The organism is Jiangella muralis, from assembly GCF_001270745.1.
GTDB lineage: Bacteria > Actinomycetota > Actinomycetes > Jiangellales > Jiangellaceae > Jiangella > Jiangella muralis.
On the sequence record NZ_KQ434752.1, the window covers coordinates 110019 to 127610 of the forward strand.

At 73.4% G+C, this 17592-nt stretch carries 14 protein-coding genes; 7 read left to right on the plus strand and 7 right to left on the minus strand.

Annotated elements, in window-relative coordinates; translation table 11 throughout:
• Positions 1–71 precede the first annotated feature (71 nt).
• Positions 72–1166, plus strand: coding sequence for a DNA glycosylase AlkZ-like family protein (locus tag ACW62_RS03410; protein ID WP_053203103.1), 1095 nt, complete (start codon positions 72–74; stop codon positions 1164–1166).
• A gap of 993 nt (positions 1167–2159) precedes the next feature.
• Here ACW62_RS03410 and ACW62_RS03415 read toward each other — a convergent pair.
• Positions 2160–2888 (minus strand): SOS response-associated peptidase, encoded by a 729-nt coding sequence (locus tag ACW62_RS03415; protein ID WP_157574354.1) that lies wholly within the window; start codon positions 2886–2888, stop codon positions 2160–2162.
• Entirely contained in the window at positions 2881–4650 is a 1770-nt protein-coding gene (secD, locus tag ACW62_RS03420) for a protein translocase subunit SecD (RefSeq protein ID WP_240477245.1), read from the minus strand. The genes ACW62_RS03415 and secD overlap by 8 nt, the downstream gene beginning before the upstream one ends.
• On the opposite strand from secD, the gene ACW62_RS35650 reads away from it, so the two are divergent.
• Both ACW62_RS35650 and ACW62_RS03430 read left to right on the plus strand, forming a co-directional pair.
• Positions 4579–4932 (plus strand): sensor histidine kinase, encoded by a 354-nt coding sequence (locus tag ACW62_RS35650; RefSeq protein WP_053202692.1) that lies wholly within the window; start codon positions 4579–4581, stop codon positions 4930–4932. The two genes, secD and ACW62_RS35650, sit on opposite strands and share 72 nt — an antisense overlap.
• Before the next feature lie 40 nt (positions 4933–4972).
• On the plus strand, positions 4973–5425 hold the full coding sequence (locus tag ACW62_RS03430) for a hypothetical protein (RefSeq protein ID WP_053202693.1): 453 nt from the start codon (positions 4973–4975) through the stop codon (positions 5423–5425).
• A 243-nt stretch (positions 5426–5668) separates the two neighbouring features.
• On the opposite strand, the gene mmsB is transcribed toward ACW62_RS03430, so the two are convergent.
• Genes mmsB through chvE form a run of 3 tightly spaced genes read right to left on the minus strand, consistent with a single transcriptional unit; the run spans position 5669 to position 9594 of the window.
• A complete protein-coding gene (mmsB, locus tag ACW62_RS03435) occupies positions 5669–6919 on the minus strand; it encodes a multiple monosaccharide ABC transporter permease (protein ID WP_053202694.1) in 1251 nt (416 codons plus the stop codon).
• A complete protein-coding gene (gene mmsA, locus ACW62_RS03440) occupies positions 6916–8448 on the minus strand; it encodes a multiple monosaccharide ABC transporter ATP-binding protein (protein ID WP_053202695.1) in 1533 nt (510 codons plus the stop codon). The genes mmsB and mmsA overlap by 4 nt, the downstream gene beginning before the upstream one ends.
• A gap of 9 nt (positions 8449–8457) precedes the next feature.
• The gene (gene chvE / locus ACW62_RS03445) at positions 8458–9594 is read right to left on the minus strand and encodes a multiple monosaccharide ABC transporter substrate-binding protein (RefSeq protein ID WP_157574356.1); all 1137 of its coding nucleotides are present in this window, start codon (positions 9592–9594) and stop codon (positions 8458–8460) included.
• Between the two features lie 235 nt (positions 9595–9829).
• Here chvE and ACW62_RS03450 point away from each other — a divergent pair, with 235 nt between their 5' ends.
• The 3 genes from ACW62_RS03450 to ACW62_RS03460 all read left to right on the plus strand — a co-directional run bounded on the left by ACW62_RS03450 (position 9830) and on the right by ACW62_RS03460 (position 14659).
• Complete coding sequence (locus ACW62_RS03450; RefSeq protein ID WP_053202697.1) at positions 9830–10504, plus strand: winged helix-turn-helix transcriptional regulator; 675 nt, start codon at positions 9830–9832, stop codon at positions 10502–10504.
• A gap of 10 nt (positions 10505–10514) precedes the next feature.
• Positions 10515–13388 (plus strand): AfsR/SARP family transcriptional regulator, encoded by a 2874-nt coding sequence (locus ACW62_RS03455; RefSeq protein WP_053202698.1) that lies wholly within the window; start codon positions 10515–10517, stop codon positions 13386–13388.
• A 68-nt stretch (positions 13389–13456) separates the two neighbouring features.
• Entirely contained in the window at positions 13457–14659 is a 1203-nt protein-coding gene (locus ACW62_RS03460) for a cation:proton antiporter (RefSeq protein WP_053203104.1), read from the plus strand.
• On the opposite strand, the gene ACW62_RS03465 is transcribed toward ACW62_RS03460, so the two are convergent.
• Positions 14637–15191, minus strand: a complete 555-nt coding sequence (locus ACW62_RS03465) for a class I SAM-dependent methyltransferase (RefSeq protein ID WP_053202699.1) — start codon at positions 15189–15191, stop codon at positions 14637–14639. The genes ACW62_RS03460 and ACW62_RS03465 overlap by 23 nt on opposite strands.
• A 70-nt stretch (positions 15192–15261) precedes the next feature.
• Between ACW62_RS03465 and ACW62_RS03470 the strand changes: the two genes are divergently transcribed.
• Positions 15262–16140: a LysR family transcriptional regulator gene (locus tag ACW62_RS03470; protein ID WP_053202700.1), complete on the plus strand. Its 879-nt coding sequence runs from the start codon at positions 15262–15264 to the stop codon at positions 16138–16140.
• Here the strand turns inward: ACW62_RS03470 and ACW62_RS03475 are convergent.
• Positions 16117–17250, minus strand: coding sequence for a glycosyltransferase family 4 protein (locus ACW62_RS03475; protein ID WP_053202701.1), 1134 nt, complete (start codon positions 17248–17250; stop codon positions 16117–16119). The genes ACW62_RS03470 and ACW62_RS03475 overlap by 24 nt on opposite strands.
• Positions 17251–17592 lie beyond the last annotated feature (342 nt).

The window sequence follows — 17592 nt, forward strand, 5'->3', positions numbered from 1 at the left end:
TCATGGTCCACCCGCGGCGGGTGCGGGGCCTCACCCGCGCGGGGTGAGCCCCACCGTCTAGCGTGGGCGCCGTGACGGTGCACGAGCTGACCCGGGCCGAGGCCCGGCGCATCGCCGTCCGCGCACAGCTCCTCGACGCCGACCGGCCGGACGATCTGGACGATGTCGTGCGGGGGCTGACGGCGCTCGTCCACGACCCGGCGTCGGCCGTGGCGCCCGCCGCCGACCTCGTCGTGTGGAGCCGCCTCGGGCCGGAGTACGACCCGTCGGAGCTGGCCACGGCGCTGGCGGAGCAGCGGCTGGTCGAGCTGCGCGGCGTCATCCGCCCGATCGAGGACGTCGCGCTCTATCGCGCCGAGATGGCCGCCTGGGACCGGCCCGAGCCCGGTGAGCCGGCCTGGCGGGAGCGGCAGCGCGCCTGGGTGCACGACAACGAGGGGTTCCGCCTCGACCTCCTCGAGCGGCTGCGCGCCGACGGGCCGCTGCGCTCGCGCGACCTCCCGGACACGTCCGTGCGGCCGTGGCGGTCGTCCGGCTGGACGAACAGCCGCAACGTGCGGCAACTGCTGGCGTTCCTGGTGCAACGCGGCGAGGTCGCCCTGCACGGCCGCGAGAACGGCGACCCGCTCTGGGACCTCGCCGAACGCGTCTACCCCGACGACGTCGTCCCGGCGGCGCAGGCGCTGTGCCGCCGCGACGAGCGGCGGCTGCGCTCGCTCGGGCTGGTCCGTCCGGCGGCGTTGGAGTCACCGGGCGAACCGGCCGGCGAGCCCGCGGTCGTCGACGGCGTCCGGGGCGCCTGGCGGGTCGATCCCGCCCAGCTCGGCCGGCCGTTCGCCGGGCGGACGGCGCTGCTGTCGCCGTTCGACCGCCTCGTCTACGACCGCAAGCGCATGGCCGACCTGTTCGAGTTCGACTACCAGCTGGAGATGTTCAAGCCCGTCGGCCAGCGGCGGTGGGGCTACTTCGCGCTGCCCGTGCTGCACGGCGACCGGCTGGTCGGCAAGGTGGACGCGACGGCGGACCGCCGGGCCGGCGCGCTGCGGGTGGACGCCGTCCACGAGGACGTTCCCTTCACCCTCGCGACGGCCGCCGCCGTCGACCACGAGATCGACGACCTCGCCCGCTGGCTCCGGCTGGTCCCCGTCCGCCGGGACCGGCGCTAGCTGAACGAGTCCTCGTGATCTACGCAGCCTGGCGGTTCCGTGCCGTTCGCCGTGGTCCGCACGTTGGCCGTCCCCCTGCCGCCCATTCTCTCAGCCGCGTGACCGCGCCTCAAGTCCGCCCAAGGGGGGGTCGCTTCGCGACGACGGGGCGTACTTGACCCGCGGTCCCGCGGCCAAGAACGGGCACCTATCAGGGGGACGGGGAAAGACTGGGCACACCTCACTTCACCCGCGCCGGGAGCACCTCACCCGCGCCAGCACCGCATGGCCGCCGATGACGACCGTCATCCGGTGCTACGGCGGGTGAGGCGCTCCCCACGCGAGTGACGTCGACGATCTGGGCCGTCTTCGATAGCCAGAATCGTCCAACGGCGCCCGGAACACGACTCCCGCCATCGAAGACGGCTCCGGGAGTCGAGGACGACCGAACGGTGCACCGGCAGGAACAGCGAACGCCAGCCAGGCGAACGGTGCGCGGCGCGGGCTCTGCCCGCACTTCCCCCGTCCCCCTGATAACTGCCCGCACTTAGACCGCGCGCGTGCGGGTCAAGTCCAAGCCCCCAAGCCCAGCGAACGCCGACCACAGCGGCGCGGACTTGAGGCGCACGCGCGCGGCTAAGAAAATGGGCAGCAGGGGGACGGCCCACGTGGCCATGACGGCCAACCGCCGCACGACGGCGAACCGTTACACGATCCCCACCCCACCGTGTGGATTCGCTGCGCCAGGTGGGGCGGATCACTGTTCCCCTGACAACAGCAACGCCACCCGCCACGCACAGTGATCCCACCCAATGGCGCACCAGGGGGCGCACAGTCGCCGCCGCTCAACGATGCCGAGATCGACGTGAGATCGCTGCGGAAACGACGCGGCATCACTGTCGCGGACACGACAGTGTTTCACCTCGTCACGCAGCGACCCCACACCGTTGCGCCGGCCGGCAAGGCGCCGCCACCGGGCTACATCCATGTCACGTCGCGTCGCCGAAAGCGAAGTTAGAGGTCGAGGAGGCCGGGCTGCGCCGGGACCGCCTCGGCCACCAGGCCGGCGTGGTTGTTGCGGACGTTCCCGACCTCGGGCCCGACCGGCCGGGCGGTCAGCGCCGCACCGGCCCGGGCCGCTGCCGAGCGGGCGAGGTCGAGCAGGGCCGCCGCTTCCTCGTTGCGGCGGTCCAGCCAGTCCGGGATCTCCGCCGCCGTCAGCAGCACCGGCATGCGGTCGTGGATGTGCGCCAGTTCCGGCACCGGCGTCGTGGTGAGGACGCTGGCCGACAGCACCCAGCGGTCCGGGTGGTCGGCGGGGACGGACGGGTCGGGCCACCATTCGAACACGCCGGCCATCGCGAGCAGGCCGGCGTCGCCGTGGATGAAGTAGGGCTGTTTCGCGCGGCCGGGGCCCCGCTGCCATTCGTAGTAGCCGCGGGCCGGGAGGACGCAGCGGCGCCGCGCGATCGGGCCGCGGAAGGCCGGCTTGTCCGCGACGGTCTCGATGCGGGCGTTGATCATCGGGGCGCCGCCGCGGGCGTCCTTCGCCCACGATGGGATCAGCCCCCAGCGCGCGGCGTGCAGCTGCCGGGTCCGCTCCGGCGGCTCGTCGGTGCGTTCCAGCACGACGGGGACGCGGTCAGTGGGCGCCACGTTGTACGAGGCCATCAGCTCGAGCACCGCGCCTGACGCGATGGCGTCGAACTCCGCCGCGAGGTCGTCCATCGACGCGTCAGCCACGTACCGTCCGCACACGCCCCGATTGTCCCTCACCGCGACCGGCGACGGCCACGGACCCGCCGGGCCGGCGCCGCTCCCAGCGGACCAGCAGCGGCACCGCGATGAAGATGGACGAGTAGGTGCCGGCCAGGATGCCGACGAACAGCGCCAGCGCGAGATCCTCCAGCGTCTGCGCCCCGACGGTGACGGCGCCGGCGATCAGCATCCCGGCCACCGGGAGCAGCGCGATCAGCGACGTCGACACCGAGCGGAGCAGCGTCTGGTCGACCGCCCGGCTCGCCGCCTGCGCGTACGTGACGCCGCGGGCGCGGTGCCCGGTGTTCTCGCGCACCTTGTCGAACACGACGACGGTGTCGTACAGCGAGTAGCCGAGGATGGTCAGCACGCCGACCACGGTGGCCGGGGTGACGGTCAGCCCGGCCAGCGCGTACACGCCGACGGTGATGGCGAGGTCGTGCAGCAGCGCGGCGAACGCGGCCAGCGCCACGACCGCCTTCCGGGTGACGTCGTGGCCCCAGCTCGGCCCGATGACGTCGGTGGTGACGTCGTCCGCGGACACCCCGGCGGCCTGCGCGACGGTGTCCTGCAGCTCGGCGGCGCGGTCCGCGTCGGACGTCCCGACCTCGACGACGATGCTGCCGTCGCCGAGCTGGCGCACCTGGGCGCTGTCGACGCCGTCGGCGGCCAACGCGTCCTCCACCTGGCCGACGGTGGCCGAGCCGCCGTGCGTCTGGATGATCGCGCCGCCCTCGAACTCGACGCCGAGCTGCAGGCCACGGACGGACAGGCCGGCCACGGCGAGGACGAGCACCACGCCGCTGAGGGCGAACCAGCGGCGGGACCGCCGCACGACGTCGATGCTCGCCTCGCCGCGGTGCAGCCGGGCGCCCAGCGAGGCCTGGCTCGCGTCCAGGCCGGACCAGCGGCCGCGCAGCCACCAGCCACGCACCGCGTACGCGACCACCGGCCGGGTGAACAGGAAGACCGCCGTCAGGTCGATCAGCGTCGCCAGGCCGAGCGCGAAGGCGAAGCCGCGCACCTGGTCCGCCGACAGCAGGTACAGCACGGCCGCGGACAGGAACGACACGGTGTCGGCGACGAGGATGGTGCGCCGCGCCCGCCGCCAGCCGTACTCGACCGCCGACCGGGTGGTGCGGCCGTCGCGGCCCTCGTCGCGGACACGATCGAAGAACACCACGAACGAGTCGGCCGTGATGCCGACCGCGACGATCAGGCCGGCGATCCCGGCCAGCGACAGCCGGTAGTTGACCTGCGCGCCGAGCAGCGACACCGCCGCGTAGGAGCAGCCGGCCGCGAGCAGCAGGCTGGCGACGGCGATGACGCCGAGCCGCCGGTAGTAGGCCAGGCAGTACAGCGCGACCAGCCCGAGCCCGATCGCCCCGGCCACCAGCCCGGCGTGCAACTGTGTGGCGCCCAGCGTCGGCGAGATCGTGCTGACCTGGCTCTTCTCGAACGCCAGCGGCAGCGAGCCGTAGCTGAGCACGTGTGCGAGGTCGGTCGCCTCCTGCTTGGTGAACGTGCCGGTGATCTGCGCCCGCCCGCCGCTGATGACGTCGACGATGCGCGGCGACGACACCACCAGCCCGTCCAGCACGATGGCGATCTCGTTCTTCAGCGCCGGCTGGTCCACGACCGCCTTCGTGGCGTCGGCGAACTGCTGCTGTCCGGTGTGGTCGAACTTCAGGTCCACCTGCCAGCCGCCCGCTCCCCCGGCCGGGACCCCCGCCTGGGCGGCGGACAGGTCGGTGCCCTCGACGACGGCCGGGTGCGGTTCGAGGTGGACGACTCCGGGCCGGGCGTGCCGGAGGACCGGCGGACGCGGATCTTCGACCGCTTCGCCCGCGACGGGGTCAGCGGCGGCCGCGGTGGCCGCGGCGTCGGCCTCGGGCTGGCGATCGTGGCCCAGCACGTGCGCTGGCACGGCGGCACCGTCACCGTCCTGGACCGCCCCGGCGGCGGCGCCCGCTTCGTCGTCGACCTCCCCGTCGTCCGGTCCTCCTCCGCCGCGCTCGGGCTCCCATGATCATCGGCGATCGACCACGTGATGGTGTGGTCGATCGCCGATGATCATGGGCGGCGTGCGTCAGCCGAGCATCAGCCAGTTCCTGTCCGGCAGGATCGAGTTCAGCGACGAGCAATTGGATCGGCTGCTGTCGTGCATGGGATACCGGCTCGAGGTCAGTCACCGACCCGTTCGCCCGCAGCTCACTCGCTCCGAGCGCAGGTCCTGGCAGCTCCACCGCCGGCTGTCCACTCACCTGTCCAGGTCGGGCCTGCAGGAATGGCAACCGACCATCGAGCGGAACCTGGAGCGTCTGAGAACAAGCGTCCGAGGTCAGCCGCACCTACGCAACCTCGATCGTTGGGAGTCGCTCGTCCGGCGTACCGATGTCCCGGGCCTGCATCGCGTGCTGACCGGGCTGGATCGCGACTCGATCGAGATGCGAGAGGTGTCGCCGCTAGGAGGGCTGCTCTCGCAGGACGAGCGGTCTGAAGTCCTTCGCACGGTGAGCTGATGCGCCGAGACCAACTGGAACACGCCATCCGGACCGCATCACCTTCCGCGAGGACGAACTGCCCGCCGAAGCGGCGATGTCGGTCGAGGTGGACATTCTCCCGATCGCCGATGGCGATCATCGAGGGAGTCGCTGGAGAGTTCTCACCCTTCGAGGAGATGCACGGCTTCAGTATCGACGGCGTCGACCTGACGCACCCTTCACGCACGGGTAGACCCCGGACAGTTGCGGCGTCAGAACCCGTCAGCGGGCGGCGCCGCCGCGGCGCTTGTTCCAGATGTCGAAGGCGACGGCGAGCATCAGCACCAGGCCCTTCACCACCGACTGCACCGACTGGTCGACGCCCATGAGCTGCATGCCGTTGCTCATCACCGCCATGATCAGGCCGCCGACCATCGCGCCGACGACGGTGCCGACGCCGCCGGTCACCGCCGCTCCCCCGATGAACGCCGCCGCGATGGCGTCCAGCTCGAACATCGTCCCCGCCGCCGGCTGGGCGCCGTTGGACCGGGACGAGTAGATGACGCCGGCGACGGCGGACAGGAAGCCCATGTTGACGAAGATCCAGAAGTTCACCGTCCGCACCCGCACGCCGGACAGCAGCGCCGCGGACAGGTTGCCGCCGATCGCGTACACCTGGCGGCCGAACACCGTCCGCTTGGTCACGACGGCGTAGGTGATGACCAGGACGCCGAGGATGATCAGCACGATCGGCAGCCCGCGCGCGTGCGCCAGCTGCCAGGCGAAGTACATGATGACGGCGCCGACGGCCAGCACCCGGGCCACGAACAGCGGGAACGACTCCACCGGCTGGCGGTAGCGGATCCGCGCGACCCGGGTCCGGAACCCGCTGACGGCGTATCCGGCCACCGCGAACGCGCCGATGAACAGCGTGAACGCGTCGTAGCCCTGCCCGCCGAACAGGCCGTTGAGGAAGCCGCTGGCGACCCGCTGGTACTCGGACGGGAACGGCGACAGCGAGATGTTGTCCAGCACCTGCAGCGTCAGCCCGCGGAACAGCAGCATGCCGGCCAGCGTCACGATGAACGCCGGGATGCCGACGTAGGCGACCCAGAATCCCTGCCAGGCGCCGACCGCGACGCCGACCAGCAGCGCCGCCACGATGCCGATCCACCAGGCGTAGCCCTGCTGGATCACCAGCACCGCCGACACCGCGCCGGTCAGCGCCACCACCGACCCGACGGACAGGTCGATGTGCCCGGCGATGATGACGATCACCATCCCGATCGCCAGCACCAGGATGTAGGAGTACTGCAGGACGATGTTGGTGATGTTGCCGGGGCTCAGCAGCACGCCGTCGGTCAGGATCGCGAACAGCGCCACGATCACCACGAAGGCCACGTAGATGCCGCTCTGCCGCACGTTGCGGGTCACCAGCGTGCGCAGGTTGCTGGTGCCGGTGTGCAGGGCGGCGGCCTGGGCGCTCTCCGCCTCGGCGCGGTCGTCGGCCGGCGGCCGCTGCGTGCTGGTCATGCGGCGCCCTCCTTCGTCATCAGTGCCATGAGGTTCTCCTGAGTGGCCGCGCCGACCGGCAGCTCGCCGGTGAGCCGGCCCGCGGCCAGCGTGTAGATGCGGTCGCAGACGCCGAGCAGCTCGGGCAGCTCGGACGAGATGACGAGGACGCCCTTGCCGGCCGCGACCAGCCGGTTGATGATGGTGTAGATCTCGTACTTCGCGCCGACGTCGATGCCGCGGGTCGGCTCGTCCAGGATCAGCACGTCGGGGTCGGCGAACAGCCACTTGGCCAGCACGACCTTCTGCTGGTTGCCGCCGGACAGCGTGCCGACGGACGTCATGACGCTCGGCGCGCGGATGCCGAGGTAGGACCGGCTCTCCTCGGCGACCCGGATCTCCTCGTTGCCGTCGACCCAGCCACGGCTCGCGAGCTTGCGCAGCGCCGCCGCGGACACGTTGCGGCGCACGTCCTCGATCAGGTTGAGGCCATACTTCTTGCGGTCCTCGGTGGCGTAGGCGATGCCGTTGCCGATCGCCTCCGACACCGACCGCGCCCGCACCTCGCGGCCGCGCACGTAAAGCCGGCCGCTGACGTCGCGGCCGTAGGACCGGCCGAACACGCTCATGGCCAGCTCGGTGCGCCCGGCGCCCATCAGCCCGGCGATGCCGACCACCTCGCCCGCGCGGACCGCCAGGCTGACGCCGTCGACCACCTTGCGGTCCTGGCTGGGGTGCCAGACGGTCCAGTCCTCCAGCCGCAGCACCTCCTCACCGGGTGCGCTGACGCGGTCCGGGTAGAAGCTCTCCAGGTCGCGGCCGACCATGCCGCGGATGATCCGCTCCTGCGTCGCCTCGCCGTCCGACGTACGCAGCGTCTCGACCGTCCGGCCGTCGCGCAGCACCGTGATGGCGTCGGCGATCGACGTCACCTCGCCCAGCTTGTGCGAGATGAGGATGCAGGTGATGCCCCGGTCGCGCAGCCGGCGCAGCAGGTCCAGCAGGTGCGCGGAGTCGGTGTCGTTGAGCGCGGCGGTCGGCTCGTCCAGGATCAGCAGCCGGACCTCCTTCGACAGCGCCTTCGCGATCTCGACCAGCTGCTGCTTGCCGACGCCGAGCTGCGCGACCGGCGTCACCGGGTTCTCGTCCAGGCCGACGGACGCGAGCAGCGCGGCCGCCTCGGCGTTGGCGCGGTTCCAGTCGATCAGCCCGCCGCGGCCGCGGCGCTCGTTGCCGAGGAACACGTTCTCGGCGACCGACAGGTGCGGCACCAGCGCCAGCTCCTGGTGGATGATCACGACGCCGACGGCTTCACTGTCGCGGATGCCGTGGAACCGGGCCGGCTCGCCGCCGAGGACGATGTCGCCGTCGTACGAGCCGGCCGGATGCACCCCGGACAGCACCTTCATCAGCGTCGACTTGCCGGCGCCGTTCTCGCCGCAGATCGCGTGGATCTCGCCGCGCCGCACCACCAGCGAGACGTCCCGCAGGGCCGTGACGCCGGGGAAGGTCTTGGTGATGCCGCGCATCTCCAGGATGGTGTCGCTCATCGCGGGGCCTCAGTCGGTCTGGCCGGCGGCGACCTCCTCGGCCGTGTAGTAGCCGGAGTCGACGAGCAGCGGCGCGATGTCGTCGGCGTACACGGTCTCGACCGGCAGCAGGTACGACGGGACCACCTTGACGCCGTTCTCGTACGTCTCGGTGTCGTTGGCCTCCGGCTCCTCGCCGGCCAGGAACGCCTCCGCCGCGGCGACGGCCTGCTCGGCCAGCAGCCGGGTGTCCTTGAAGATGGTGGAGTTCTGCACGCCGTCGTCGATCAGCTTCACCGACGCGATCTCCGCGTCCTGCCCGGTGACCACCGACATCGGGCTGGCGGCCGCGCCGTAGCCGGCGTTCTGCAGGGCCGTGATGATGCCGCGCGACAGCCCGTCGTACGGCGACAGCACACCGTCGACCCGCGAGCCGTCGTTGTAGCTGGACGTCAGCAGGTCCTCCATGCGCCGCTGCGCGGTCTCCTGCTGCCAGCGCAGGATCGCGACCTGCTCGATCTCGGCCTGCCCGGATTTCACCGCCAGCGAGCCGTCGTCGATGAACGGCTGCAGCGTGTCCATCGCGCCGTCGAAGAAGAAGTGCGCGTTGTTGTCGTCCAGCGACCCGGCGAACAGCTCGACGTTGAACGGGCCGGTCGCCTCGCCCGGCTGCCCGTCCGCCGTCAGCAGCCCGAGCCCGGTCAGCAGCGCCTCGGCCTGGGCGACGCCGACGCGGTAGTTGTCGAAGCTGACGTAGAAGTCGACGTTCTCGCTGTCGCGGATCAGCCGGTCGTAGGCGATGACGGGGATGTCGGCGTCGGCGGCCGCCTGCAGCTGGCTGCTCAGCGCCGTCCCGTCGATGGCGGCGATGATCAGGACGTCCGCGCCCTGCGTGATCATCTGGTCCACCTGCTGCGACTGCGTCGGGATGTCGTCGCCGGCGTACTGCAGGTCGACCTGGTAGCCCAGCTCCTCGAGCTGCTCGCGCACCGAGTCGCCGTCGGCGATCCATCGTTCCGACGTCTGTGTCGGCATCGAGACGCCGATCGTGCGGTCCTCGGGAGGGGCGGACTCCTCGGTGCCGCCGCCCGCGCCCTCGCCGCCGCACGCCGCCACCGTCAGGGCCAGCAGCGCGCCGCCGACCAGGGCTTTGACTCGTAGGTTCACAAGGCCCCTCCCTCGCAGCAACGGGCCATGTGACCCGCCGCTGGATAACATCCGGAATATGCTGGTTGTGAACGTTAACAGCAGTTCTGCGACAAGGCTGTCACGATCCGGTAACGGGCCAGTCGTCACGGCCGGCCGCCGGAGCGCGAGCAGCCGGTCACGTCGCGCGGCGGACGCTGGTTGTACATCACAACCCTTCGATTGCGATTCACTACTCGACTGCTAGGCTCCACGCGTGTCGACCAAGCGCTCCTACGCCGACGGCTGCGCGGCCGCGCACGCCCTCGACCTCGTCGGCGAGCGGTGGGCGTTGCTCGTGGTGCGCGAGCTGCTGCTCGGCCCGAAACGCTTCACCGGACTACGGCGCGGGCTGCCCGGCGCGGCGCCCAACGTCATCGTCCAGCGGCTGCGCGACCTCGAGGCCGCCGGCGTGGTCCGCCGCCACACCCTGCCCCCGCCGGTCGCGTCACAGGTCTACGACCTGACCGCGTGGGGCCGCGAGCTCGAGCCGGTGGTGCGCGCGCTCGGCCGCTGGGGCAGCCGGTCCCCCGGCATCGACCACGACGCCCCGCTCAGCGTCGACGCCCTGGTGCTGGCCATGCGCACCCTCTTCGCCCCCGGCCGGGCCGCCGGCCTCGACGCCACGTACGCGCTGCGCGTCGACGACGACGCCTTCACCGCCACCGTGGGCGGGGACGAGTTCCGCCTCGTGCGCGGCACCGGGCCGGCCGACCTCACCGTCACCGCCGCCGGCACCGTCCTCAACGAGGTCATCTGGGGCGGCCACGATCTCGGCGCCGCCGTCGAGGCCGGTCTCGTGCGGCTCGACCCCGACACCGAGGCCGCCCGCCGGTTCTTCGCCCTGTTCCCGCTGCCGGAGCCGGCCGTGCCCGCCGGCTCCGGCCGGTAGCCTCGTCGCCGTGCCCGAGCCGGTGGTCTTCATCCGACTGCTGGGCCAGGTCGAGCTGCTCCGGGGCACGCAGCCCGTACCGCTGGCCCGTCGTCCTGCCGCGCTGCTCGCAGCGCTCGCGCTGCGGCTGAGCACGCCGGTGCCGTACGCCGTGATCACCGAGCTGCTGTGGTCGCCGGAGGAGCTGCCGGCCAGCCCGCGGCGGGCCATCCAGACGTACGCGTCGCGGCTGCGCGACGCGCTGGGGCGCGACGCGATCGTCGCGCACGGCGACGGGCTGCGCCTGGACCTCGACCCCGACCAGGTCGACCTCCACCGCTTCCGCCTCCTCGTCGCCGCCGCCGACACCGCGGCCACCGATCGGGCGGCGCTGAGCGCGGCGCTGGAGCTGTGGACCGGCGACCCGCTGTCCGGGCTCCCGGTCGGCCAGCTGGGCGCCGTCGAAGGGCCGGCCCTGCTCGACGAGGTGCTCAGCGTCGCCGAGCGGCGCGACGAGCTGCGGCTGCGGGCCGGCGACCTCGACGACGTGTTCGTGGCGTCGCTGCGGCGGCTGACGTCGGAGCAGCCGTGGCGCGAGCGGTCCTGGTGCCACCTGATGCTGGCGCTGTACCGCACCGGCCAGCAGGGCGAGGCGCTGGCGACGTTCGCCCGCCTGGTCTCGGTGCTGCGCGACGACCTCGGCATCGACCCGGGCGCCGAGGCGACCCAGCTGCACCAGCGGATGCTGGCCGGCGACCCGGAGCTGCTCGACGCCGTACCGGCGGCGCCCGCCACGGCGGCGTCCGAGCCGCCCGCCCAGCTGCCGGCCGGGTCACCGGCGTTCGTGGGCCGCCCGCGCGAGCTGACGGCGCTGGCCCGGCTGCTGGAGCGCCCGGCCGACCGCGTCCGCGTCGCCGTCGTGTCCGGTCCGGCCGGCGTCGGCAAGACGACCACGACGGTCGAGGCGGCGCACCGGGCCCGGGCCCGGTTCCCGGACGGCCAGCTGTTCGCCGAGGGCACCCGCGGCGGCACCGAGGTCCCGGCGCGCGACATCCTCGGGACGTTCCTGCGCGACCTCGGCATCGCGGCCGACGAGCTGCCGTCCGCGCAGGCCAGCCGCGCGGCGCTGTTCCGGTCGATGTGCGCGCGCCGCCGGCTGCTCGTCGTCATCGACGACGCGCACTCGGTCGAGCAGGTCACCGCGCTGCTGCCGGGCGCCGGCGAGTGTGCGGTCCTCGTCACCACGCGCCGGCGGCTGGCCGTCCCGGCGAACGTGTCGGTCGACCTCGACGCCATCTCGGCCGCGGAGTCCCACGACCTGCTGGCGACGCTGATCGGCACCGCCCGGCTGGCGGCGGAACCAGAGGCCGCCGCCGCCATCGTCGAGGCGTGCGCCGGCTCGCCGCTGGCGCTGCTGATCGTCGGCGGACGGCTCGCCACCCGGCCGGTCTGGCCGCTGGCGCACCTGCGCGACCGCCTCGCCGGGCCCGGCCGGCTGGCGGAGCTGCGGCTGGACGGCCGCTCCGTCGAGGCCGCCCTCGACGCCACCACCGGCACCCTCGACGCTCCGGCCGCCGCCCGGTTCCGCGCGCTGGGCACGCTGCCGGTCGACCTCGTCGACGTCGAGACCGCCGCCGCCCTGTGGGAGGCCGGCCGAGCCGAGGCCCGCGAGCTGCTGGAACAGCTCTGCGACCTCCGGCTGCTGGAGCCGTCCGCGCCCGAGTGCTACGCCTGGCACGCCCTCATCGGCAGCTACCTGCGCGACCGGCCCGGGCGACGCGACCCGGCCGGCCTGCGACGGGTCCTGCAGCAGGCCATCTCGTCCGTCACGCACGCCAACGAGCGGCTCCGGCCGGGCGACCGGCCCATGCACCCGATCGTCGCCGCCATCGAGGCCGACGGCGTGGTGTTCGCCGGGCACGACGACGTCCACGCCTGGGTGCACCCGCGCAGCGCGCTCCTCGTCGGCCTGGCCCGCGACGCCCTGACGTCGGGCCACGCCGACGGCGCGGTCGAGGCCGCGGCACTGGCCACCAGCCTCGACCTGCTGCTCGACGAGTGCTGCGGCTCATACGACGACACCGAGGACCTGCTGCGCGCCGTCACCGTCACCCCGCTGCCACCGGTCGCCGACCGCTTCGTGGGCAGCGCCTGGCACAACCTCGCCTCCGGTCTGGCCGACCACGGCCGGCTGGCGGAGGCCGACGAGGCCGCGACGCGGGCCATCGCGTTCTGGCGGCGCACCGGCGACCGGTACGGCGAGGCCGCCCTGCTGAACAACCTCGCCCGCCTGCGCGGCCGGTTCGGCGACGACGTCGCAGCGCTCGAGTACATGCGCCAGTGCATGGCGGTCGCCGACGCGCTGCCGGCCTCGCTGCGCGCCCGCTGCCAGGCCACCTACGCCGAATGCCTCGCCAGCCACGGCGACGCCGCCGCGGCCCAGACCGCCCTCGCGGAGGCGCGCCGGCTGCACACGCCGGAGCCGGGCTCGCACCCCGCCTACCAGCTGCTGTTCGTCGAGATCCAGGTGCACCTCGCCGCGGGCCGGCCGGTCGACGCGGTCGACGCCGCCGAACGCACCATCGCGGCCGCCCGGACGATGCGCTCGCCCCGGCTGGTGGCCCGCGCGACCGTCGCGCTCGCGCGCGCCCAGCGGCTGGCCGGCCGCGACAGCCGGGACACCGCTGCCGAGGCGCTGCAGCAGCTCGCCGCCCTGCACCAGGTCGACGTGCAGGCGACCGGCGAGGCGCTGGCCGAGCTGGCGCACGCGCACCGCGCCGGCGGCGACGTCGTCAGCGCCGACGCCTGCGTCGCCGAGGCGGCCCGCGTCGTCGACGTCGGCGGGCTGGGCGGCACCCCCTGGGCCGAGGCGCTGCTCGGCCCGCTCCGCCAGCGGATCGGGTGACCACAACACACCACACCGCCGCCCGAGGTGCGCGATCATGACTCGCAGGTCGTGTACCGGAGGTGGCGATGTCGGGTGAGACGCTCTGGATGCTGACCGTGGTCTGCGCGGCCGGGGTGCTCGCACCGTTCGCGGCCGACCGGCTGGCCCGCTTCGTCGCCGTCCCGCCGGTCGTGGTCGAGATCGGGCTGGGCATCCTCATCGGGCCGGCGGTGCTGGACTGGGTCCGCGACACCGACGTCGTCTCCGCGCTGTCCGACCTCGGCCTGGCCTTCCTCATGTTCCTGGCCGGCTACGAGATCGAGTTCCAGCGCATCCGCGGCGGCCCGCTGCGCGCCGCCGCCTGGGGCTGGGCCGCGTCGCTCGTGCTCGGCGTGGGCCTCGGGTTCCTCGTCGCCGGCACCGACGCGGGCCTGGTGGTCGGGCTCGCGCTGACGACGACGGCGCTGGGCACGCTGCTGCCGATCCTGCGCGACCAGGGGCTGGCGGAGTCCGCGTTCGGTACCAGGTTCCTGGCCGTCGGGGCGGTGGGCGAGTTCCTCCCCATCCTCGCCATCGCGTTCGCCCTCAGCGGCGAGCGCCCCGCGCACACGACGGTGGTCCTGGCGATCTTCGCGCTGGTGGCGATCGCCGCCGCGGCGATGGCCCGCCAGCCCCGGCACCCGCGCCTGGCCCGGCTGGTCACCGCCACGCTCGGCACCAGCGCCCAGGTCGGCGTGCGGCTGTGCGTGTTCGTCGTCGTCGCGATGTTCGCCCTGGCCGACGGGCTGGGACTGGACCCGGTCCTCGGTGCGTTCGCGGCCGGAGTCGTCGTCCACCTCTTCCTCGACGCCGGCGACCCGCACGAGTCCGAACAGGTGCTGTCCCGGCTGGAGGGCATCGGGTTCGGGTTCCTCATCCCGATCTTCTTCATCATGAGCGGCGTCCGGTTCGACGTGGACGCGCTGGTGGCCGATCCGTCGACGCTGCTCCTGGTGCCGGTGTTCCTGCTGTTCTTCCTGCTGGTCCGCGGCGCGCCGACGGTCCCGCTGCAACGCGCGGCGCTCGGGACGCGTCCGGCCGTCGCCCTCGGCCTGCTGGCCGCGACGGCGCTGCCGCTGATCGTCGTCATCACCGACATCGCGCGTGAGGAGGACGTCCTCGGCGCCGGCACGGCCAGCGCCCTCGTCGCCGCCGGGATGCTGTCGGTGCTGATCTTCCCCACCGTCGCGCTGCGTCTGCAGAACGGGCGGCGCGGTGGGCCCGCCGTCACGCCGGACGACGCTCTCTGACGCCGGCGAGCTGCAGGCCGAGGACGGACTCCGCGTCGCGCAGCGACTCGTCCTCGAGGTAGCGGTACAGGTACGGGACGCTCTCCAGCAGGACGATGCCGAATCGCGCGTCGATCGCGTCGACCATGGCCGTGCCGGTGTGCAGGTCGCGGTGGTCGGCCCGCCAGCGCGGGAGCGAGCCGGGCGCGTCGTAGAAGCGGTCCGCGATGGCCGTGCCGGCGCGCTCGTGCGCGAACTCGTCGACCAGCAGCCGGCCGCCCGGCGCCAGCAGCGCGGCGGCCGCGTCGACGGCGCGGCCGAGATCGTGCACGTGGTGCAGTGACAGCACGAACAGCACGGCGTCGTACGGGCCGTCGCGGAACTCGCAGACGTCGGCGGTGAGCACGCCGGGCCGGGCCAGCGCGGGGTCGATGTCGATGGCGGTGACGTCGTAGCCACGCCCGCGCAGTACGTCGGCCAGGAGCCCGTCGCCGCAGCCCACGTCGAGGACGCGGGCGGGCGGGGGCGGCAGGTGGGTGGCGAGGAAGTCCATGCCCCCACGATGCGGCCGCGAAGCCATGAGCACCACTGCGGGTCCAGTAGGTCAGGTATACGCTCCGCGCATGCTCGACACGTGGTCGCTGCGCGTGCTGGCCGAGGTGGCCGAGCGCGGCTCGTTCTCCTCCGCCGCCGCCGCGCTGACGATGACCCAGCCGGCCGTCTCGCGGCAGATCGCCGCCCTCGAGCGCCGGGCCGGCGTCCGCCTGTTCCACCGGCGCCCGCGCGGCGTCGTCCCGACGGCGGCCGGCGAGCTGGCCATCGGCGAGGCGCGGGAGATCCTCGACCGGCTGGCCGCGCTGGAGGCCCGGCTGGGCGCGTACGCGCAGGTGCGCGGCGGGCACGTCCGGCTGTCGGCGTTCCCGAGCGCGAACACCGCGTTCGTGCCGGCGGCGATCCGCCGGTTCAGCGAGGCGCACCCCGGCGTCGAGGTCGGGCTGGTCCGCGGCGGCCCCGACGACGTGCGCTCCGGCGCCGTCGACATCGCGCTGGTCACCGACTGGGACCGGCCCGGCGGCGGCGTCGAGCTGGTGCCGCTGCTGGACGAGGAGCACCGGGTGGCGCTGCCGGCCGGGCACCGCCTCGCCGGGCGCCCCACCGTCGCGCTGCGCGACCTACGCGCCGAGACCTGGATCGAGGGCGGCCACCCGGACTGCCTCGGCCCGCTCACGCCGCTGACCCGCGCCCTCGGCGGGCCGCCGCGCGTCGGCTTCGTCTGCGACGACTGGACCGGCAAGCAGGCGCTGGTCGCGGCGGGCATGGGCGTCACCGTCATCTCGACGCTGGCCGCCGCGGCGGTCCGTCCGGACGTCGTCCTGCGGCCCACCTCCCCCGCCCTCCCGCGCCGCCGCCTGCTGGCCGCCGTCGCGCCCCGCGATCGGCGCACCCCGGCGGCGGCCGCGATGCTGACGGTGCTGACGTCACTCGCCGCCGGCTACCGCTGAGCCCGCGAGAGCACCGGCTCGGTCCCGAGACGCGTCCGACGGTGCGGCGATCAGGTCTTCGAGCTGCCGGACGATGGCCGCGGGCGGGATCGGCCGCGGCCGGGCGAGGACGCTCAGCAACGTGTCCACCGACTGCCCGACGGTGAACCTCGAGCCGGCGTCCCGGCGGGCGGCCTCGGAGAGTGGGCCGGCCGCGATGGCCGCCCGGATGCCCCAGGCGAGCGCCTCGGCGTCGTCGGGCTCGACCAGGGTCACGCCGCCGCAGTCGGTCTCGGGCAGGCCGCCGTCGTCGGAGGCGACGACCCGGCAGCCGGCGTGCTGGGCCTCGATGGAGACGATGCCGAAGGTCTCGTGCCAGTACTGGCTGTTGGACGGCATCACGACGATGTCGTGCTCGGCCATCAGCGCCGCCATGCTGTCCGGCGTCTTGCGGGTGGGCACGACGGAGATCCGCGGATGCGCGTCGAGCAGCCGCTCGATGATCTTGCCCTGCGGCTTGTCGGCGCCGGCGGTCGTCGCCATGAAGTCGAGATCGACGTCCTGGTCGATGATGTCGACGTGCAGGGTCGACAGCAGGGTGTAGATGCCTTTCTCGGGGCTCAGCCGACCGGCGTAGAGCACCCGGGTGGACCCGCCGGGGTTGGCCGGCCGGGGCTGCGCGGCGAAGCACGGCTCCGCGAACGGGTACACGACGCTGATGGTCGCGACGTCGACGTCGAGGAAGCGCGACCAGAGCTCGGCGGCGTAACGGCTGGTGGCGATGAGGGTACGGTCGCGGGTGCCGTCGACGGCGAAGGCCCACTCGCGTTCCCGGATGGGCGGCGGGTTGTGCAGGATCAGGAACGACGGCGTCCGCGTCGCCACGGGATGCGGCTCGTTGACGAAGACGACGGTGCCGTCGAGGTCGCCGACCTCGGCCAGCGTCGCCAGGGCCAGGAACGGGATGTCGGTGAACTCGTCGCGGCCGTCGGCGGCGCCCAGGCCGACGGTCACGACCTGGGCCGCTACGCCGCGCCGATTCAGCTCGCGGACCTGGCCGACGGTGTAGTTCTCGGAGCCGCCGGTGCCGGCGGGCAGCGGGTTGCCCGGAGACCAGATGAAGGAGATCAACGCGTGTACCGCCCAAGGAGTCGGTCTGTGCCGGGCCGAACAGGACGCGGCCGGCGACGACCGCGGCTGCGAGCCCGGGGACGACGACGGGTCGAGGCGGTGGACCCGTGCGAAGCCGACCGTGCGTGAGGGGACAACTACGTCAACGCTGAACGCCCGACGACCGGGCAGCGGCGCATCCCGCAACGTTCGATGGATCAACGATCACAGCTGCTCGGAGCATACCACGTGCGATCCCATGACCAGCGTAAACGGCGAAAGACGGGGTCGCCCGGGCTGCGCGCGGTGACGATCCACGCGTCGGCGGTGCCCGGCTCCAGCCCGATCCGCTCGACGACACGG

Coding starts and splice junctions, on each gene's coding strand:
- ACW62_RS03465 (WP_053202699.1), bottom strand. CDS start 15,191: ATGGACTTCCTCGCCACCCACCTGCCGCCCCCGCCCGCCCGCGTCCTC.
- mmsA (WP_053202695.1), bottom strand. CDS start 8,448: ATGAGCGACACCATCCTGGAGATGCGCGGCATCACCAAGACCTTCCCC.
- mmsB (WP_053202694.1), bottom strand. CDS start 6,919: ATGACCAGCACGCAGCGGCCGCCGGCCGACGACCGCGCCGAGGCGGAG.
- ACW62_RS03460 (WP_053203104.1), top strand. CDS start 13,457: ATGTCGGGTGAGACGCTCTGGATGCTGACCGTGGTCTGCGCGGCCGGG.
- ACW62_RS03430 (WP_053202693.1), top strand. CDS start 4,973: ATGATCATGGGCGGCGTGCGTCAGCCGAGCATCAGCCAGTTCCTGTCC.
- ACW62_RS03470 (WP_053202700.1), top strand. CDS start 15,262: ATGCTCGACACGTGGTCGCTGCGCGTGCTGGCCGAGGTGGCCGAGCGC.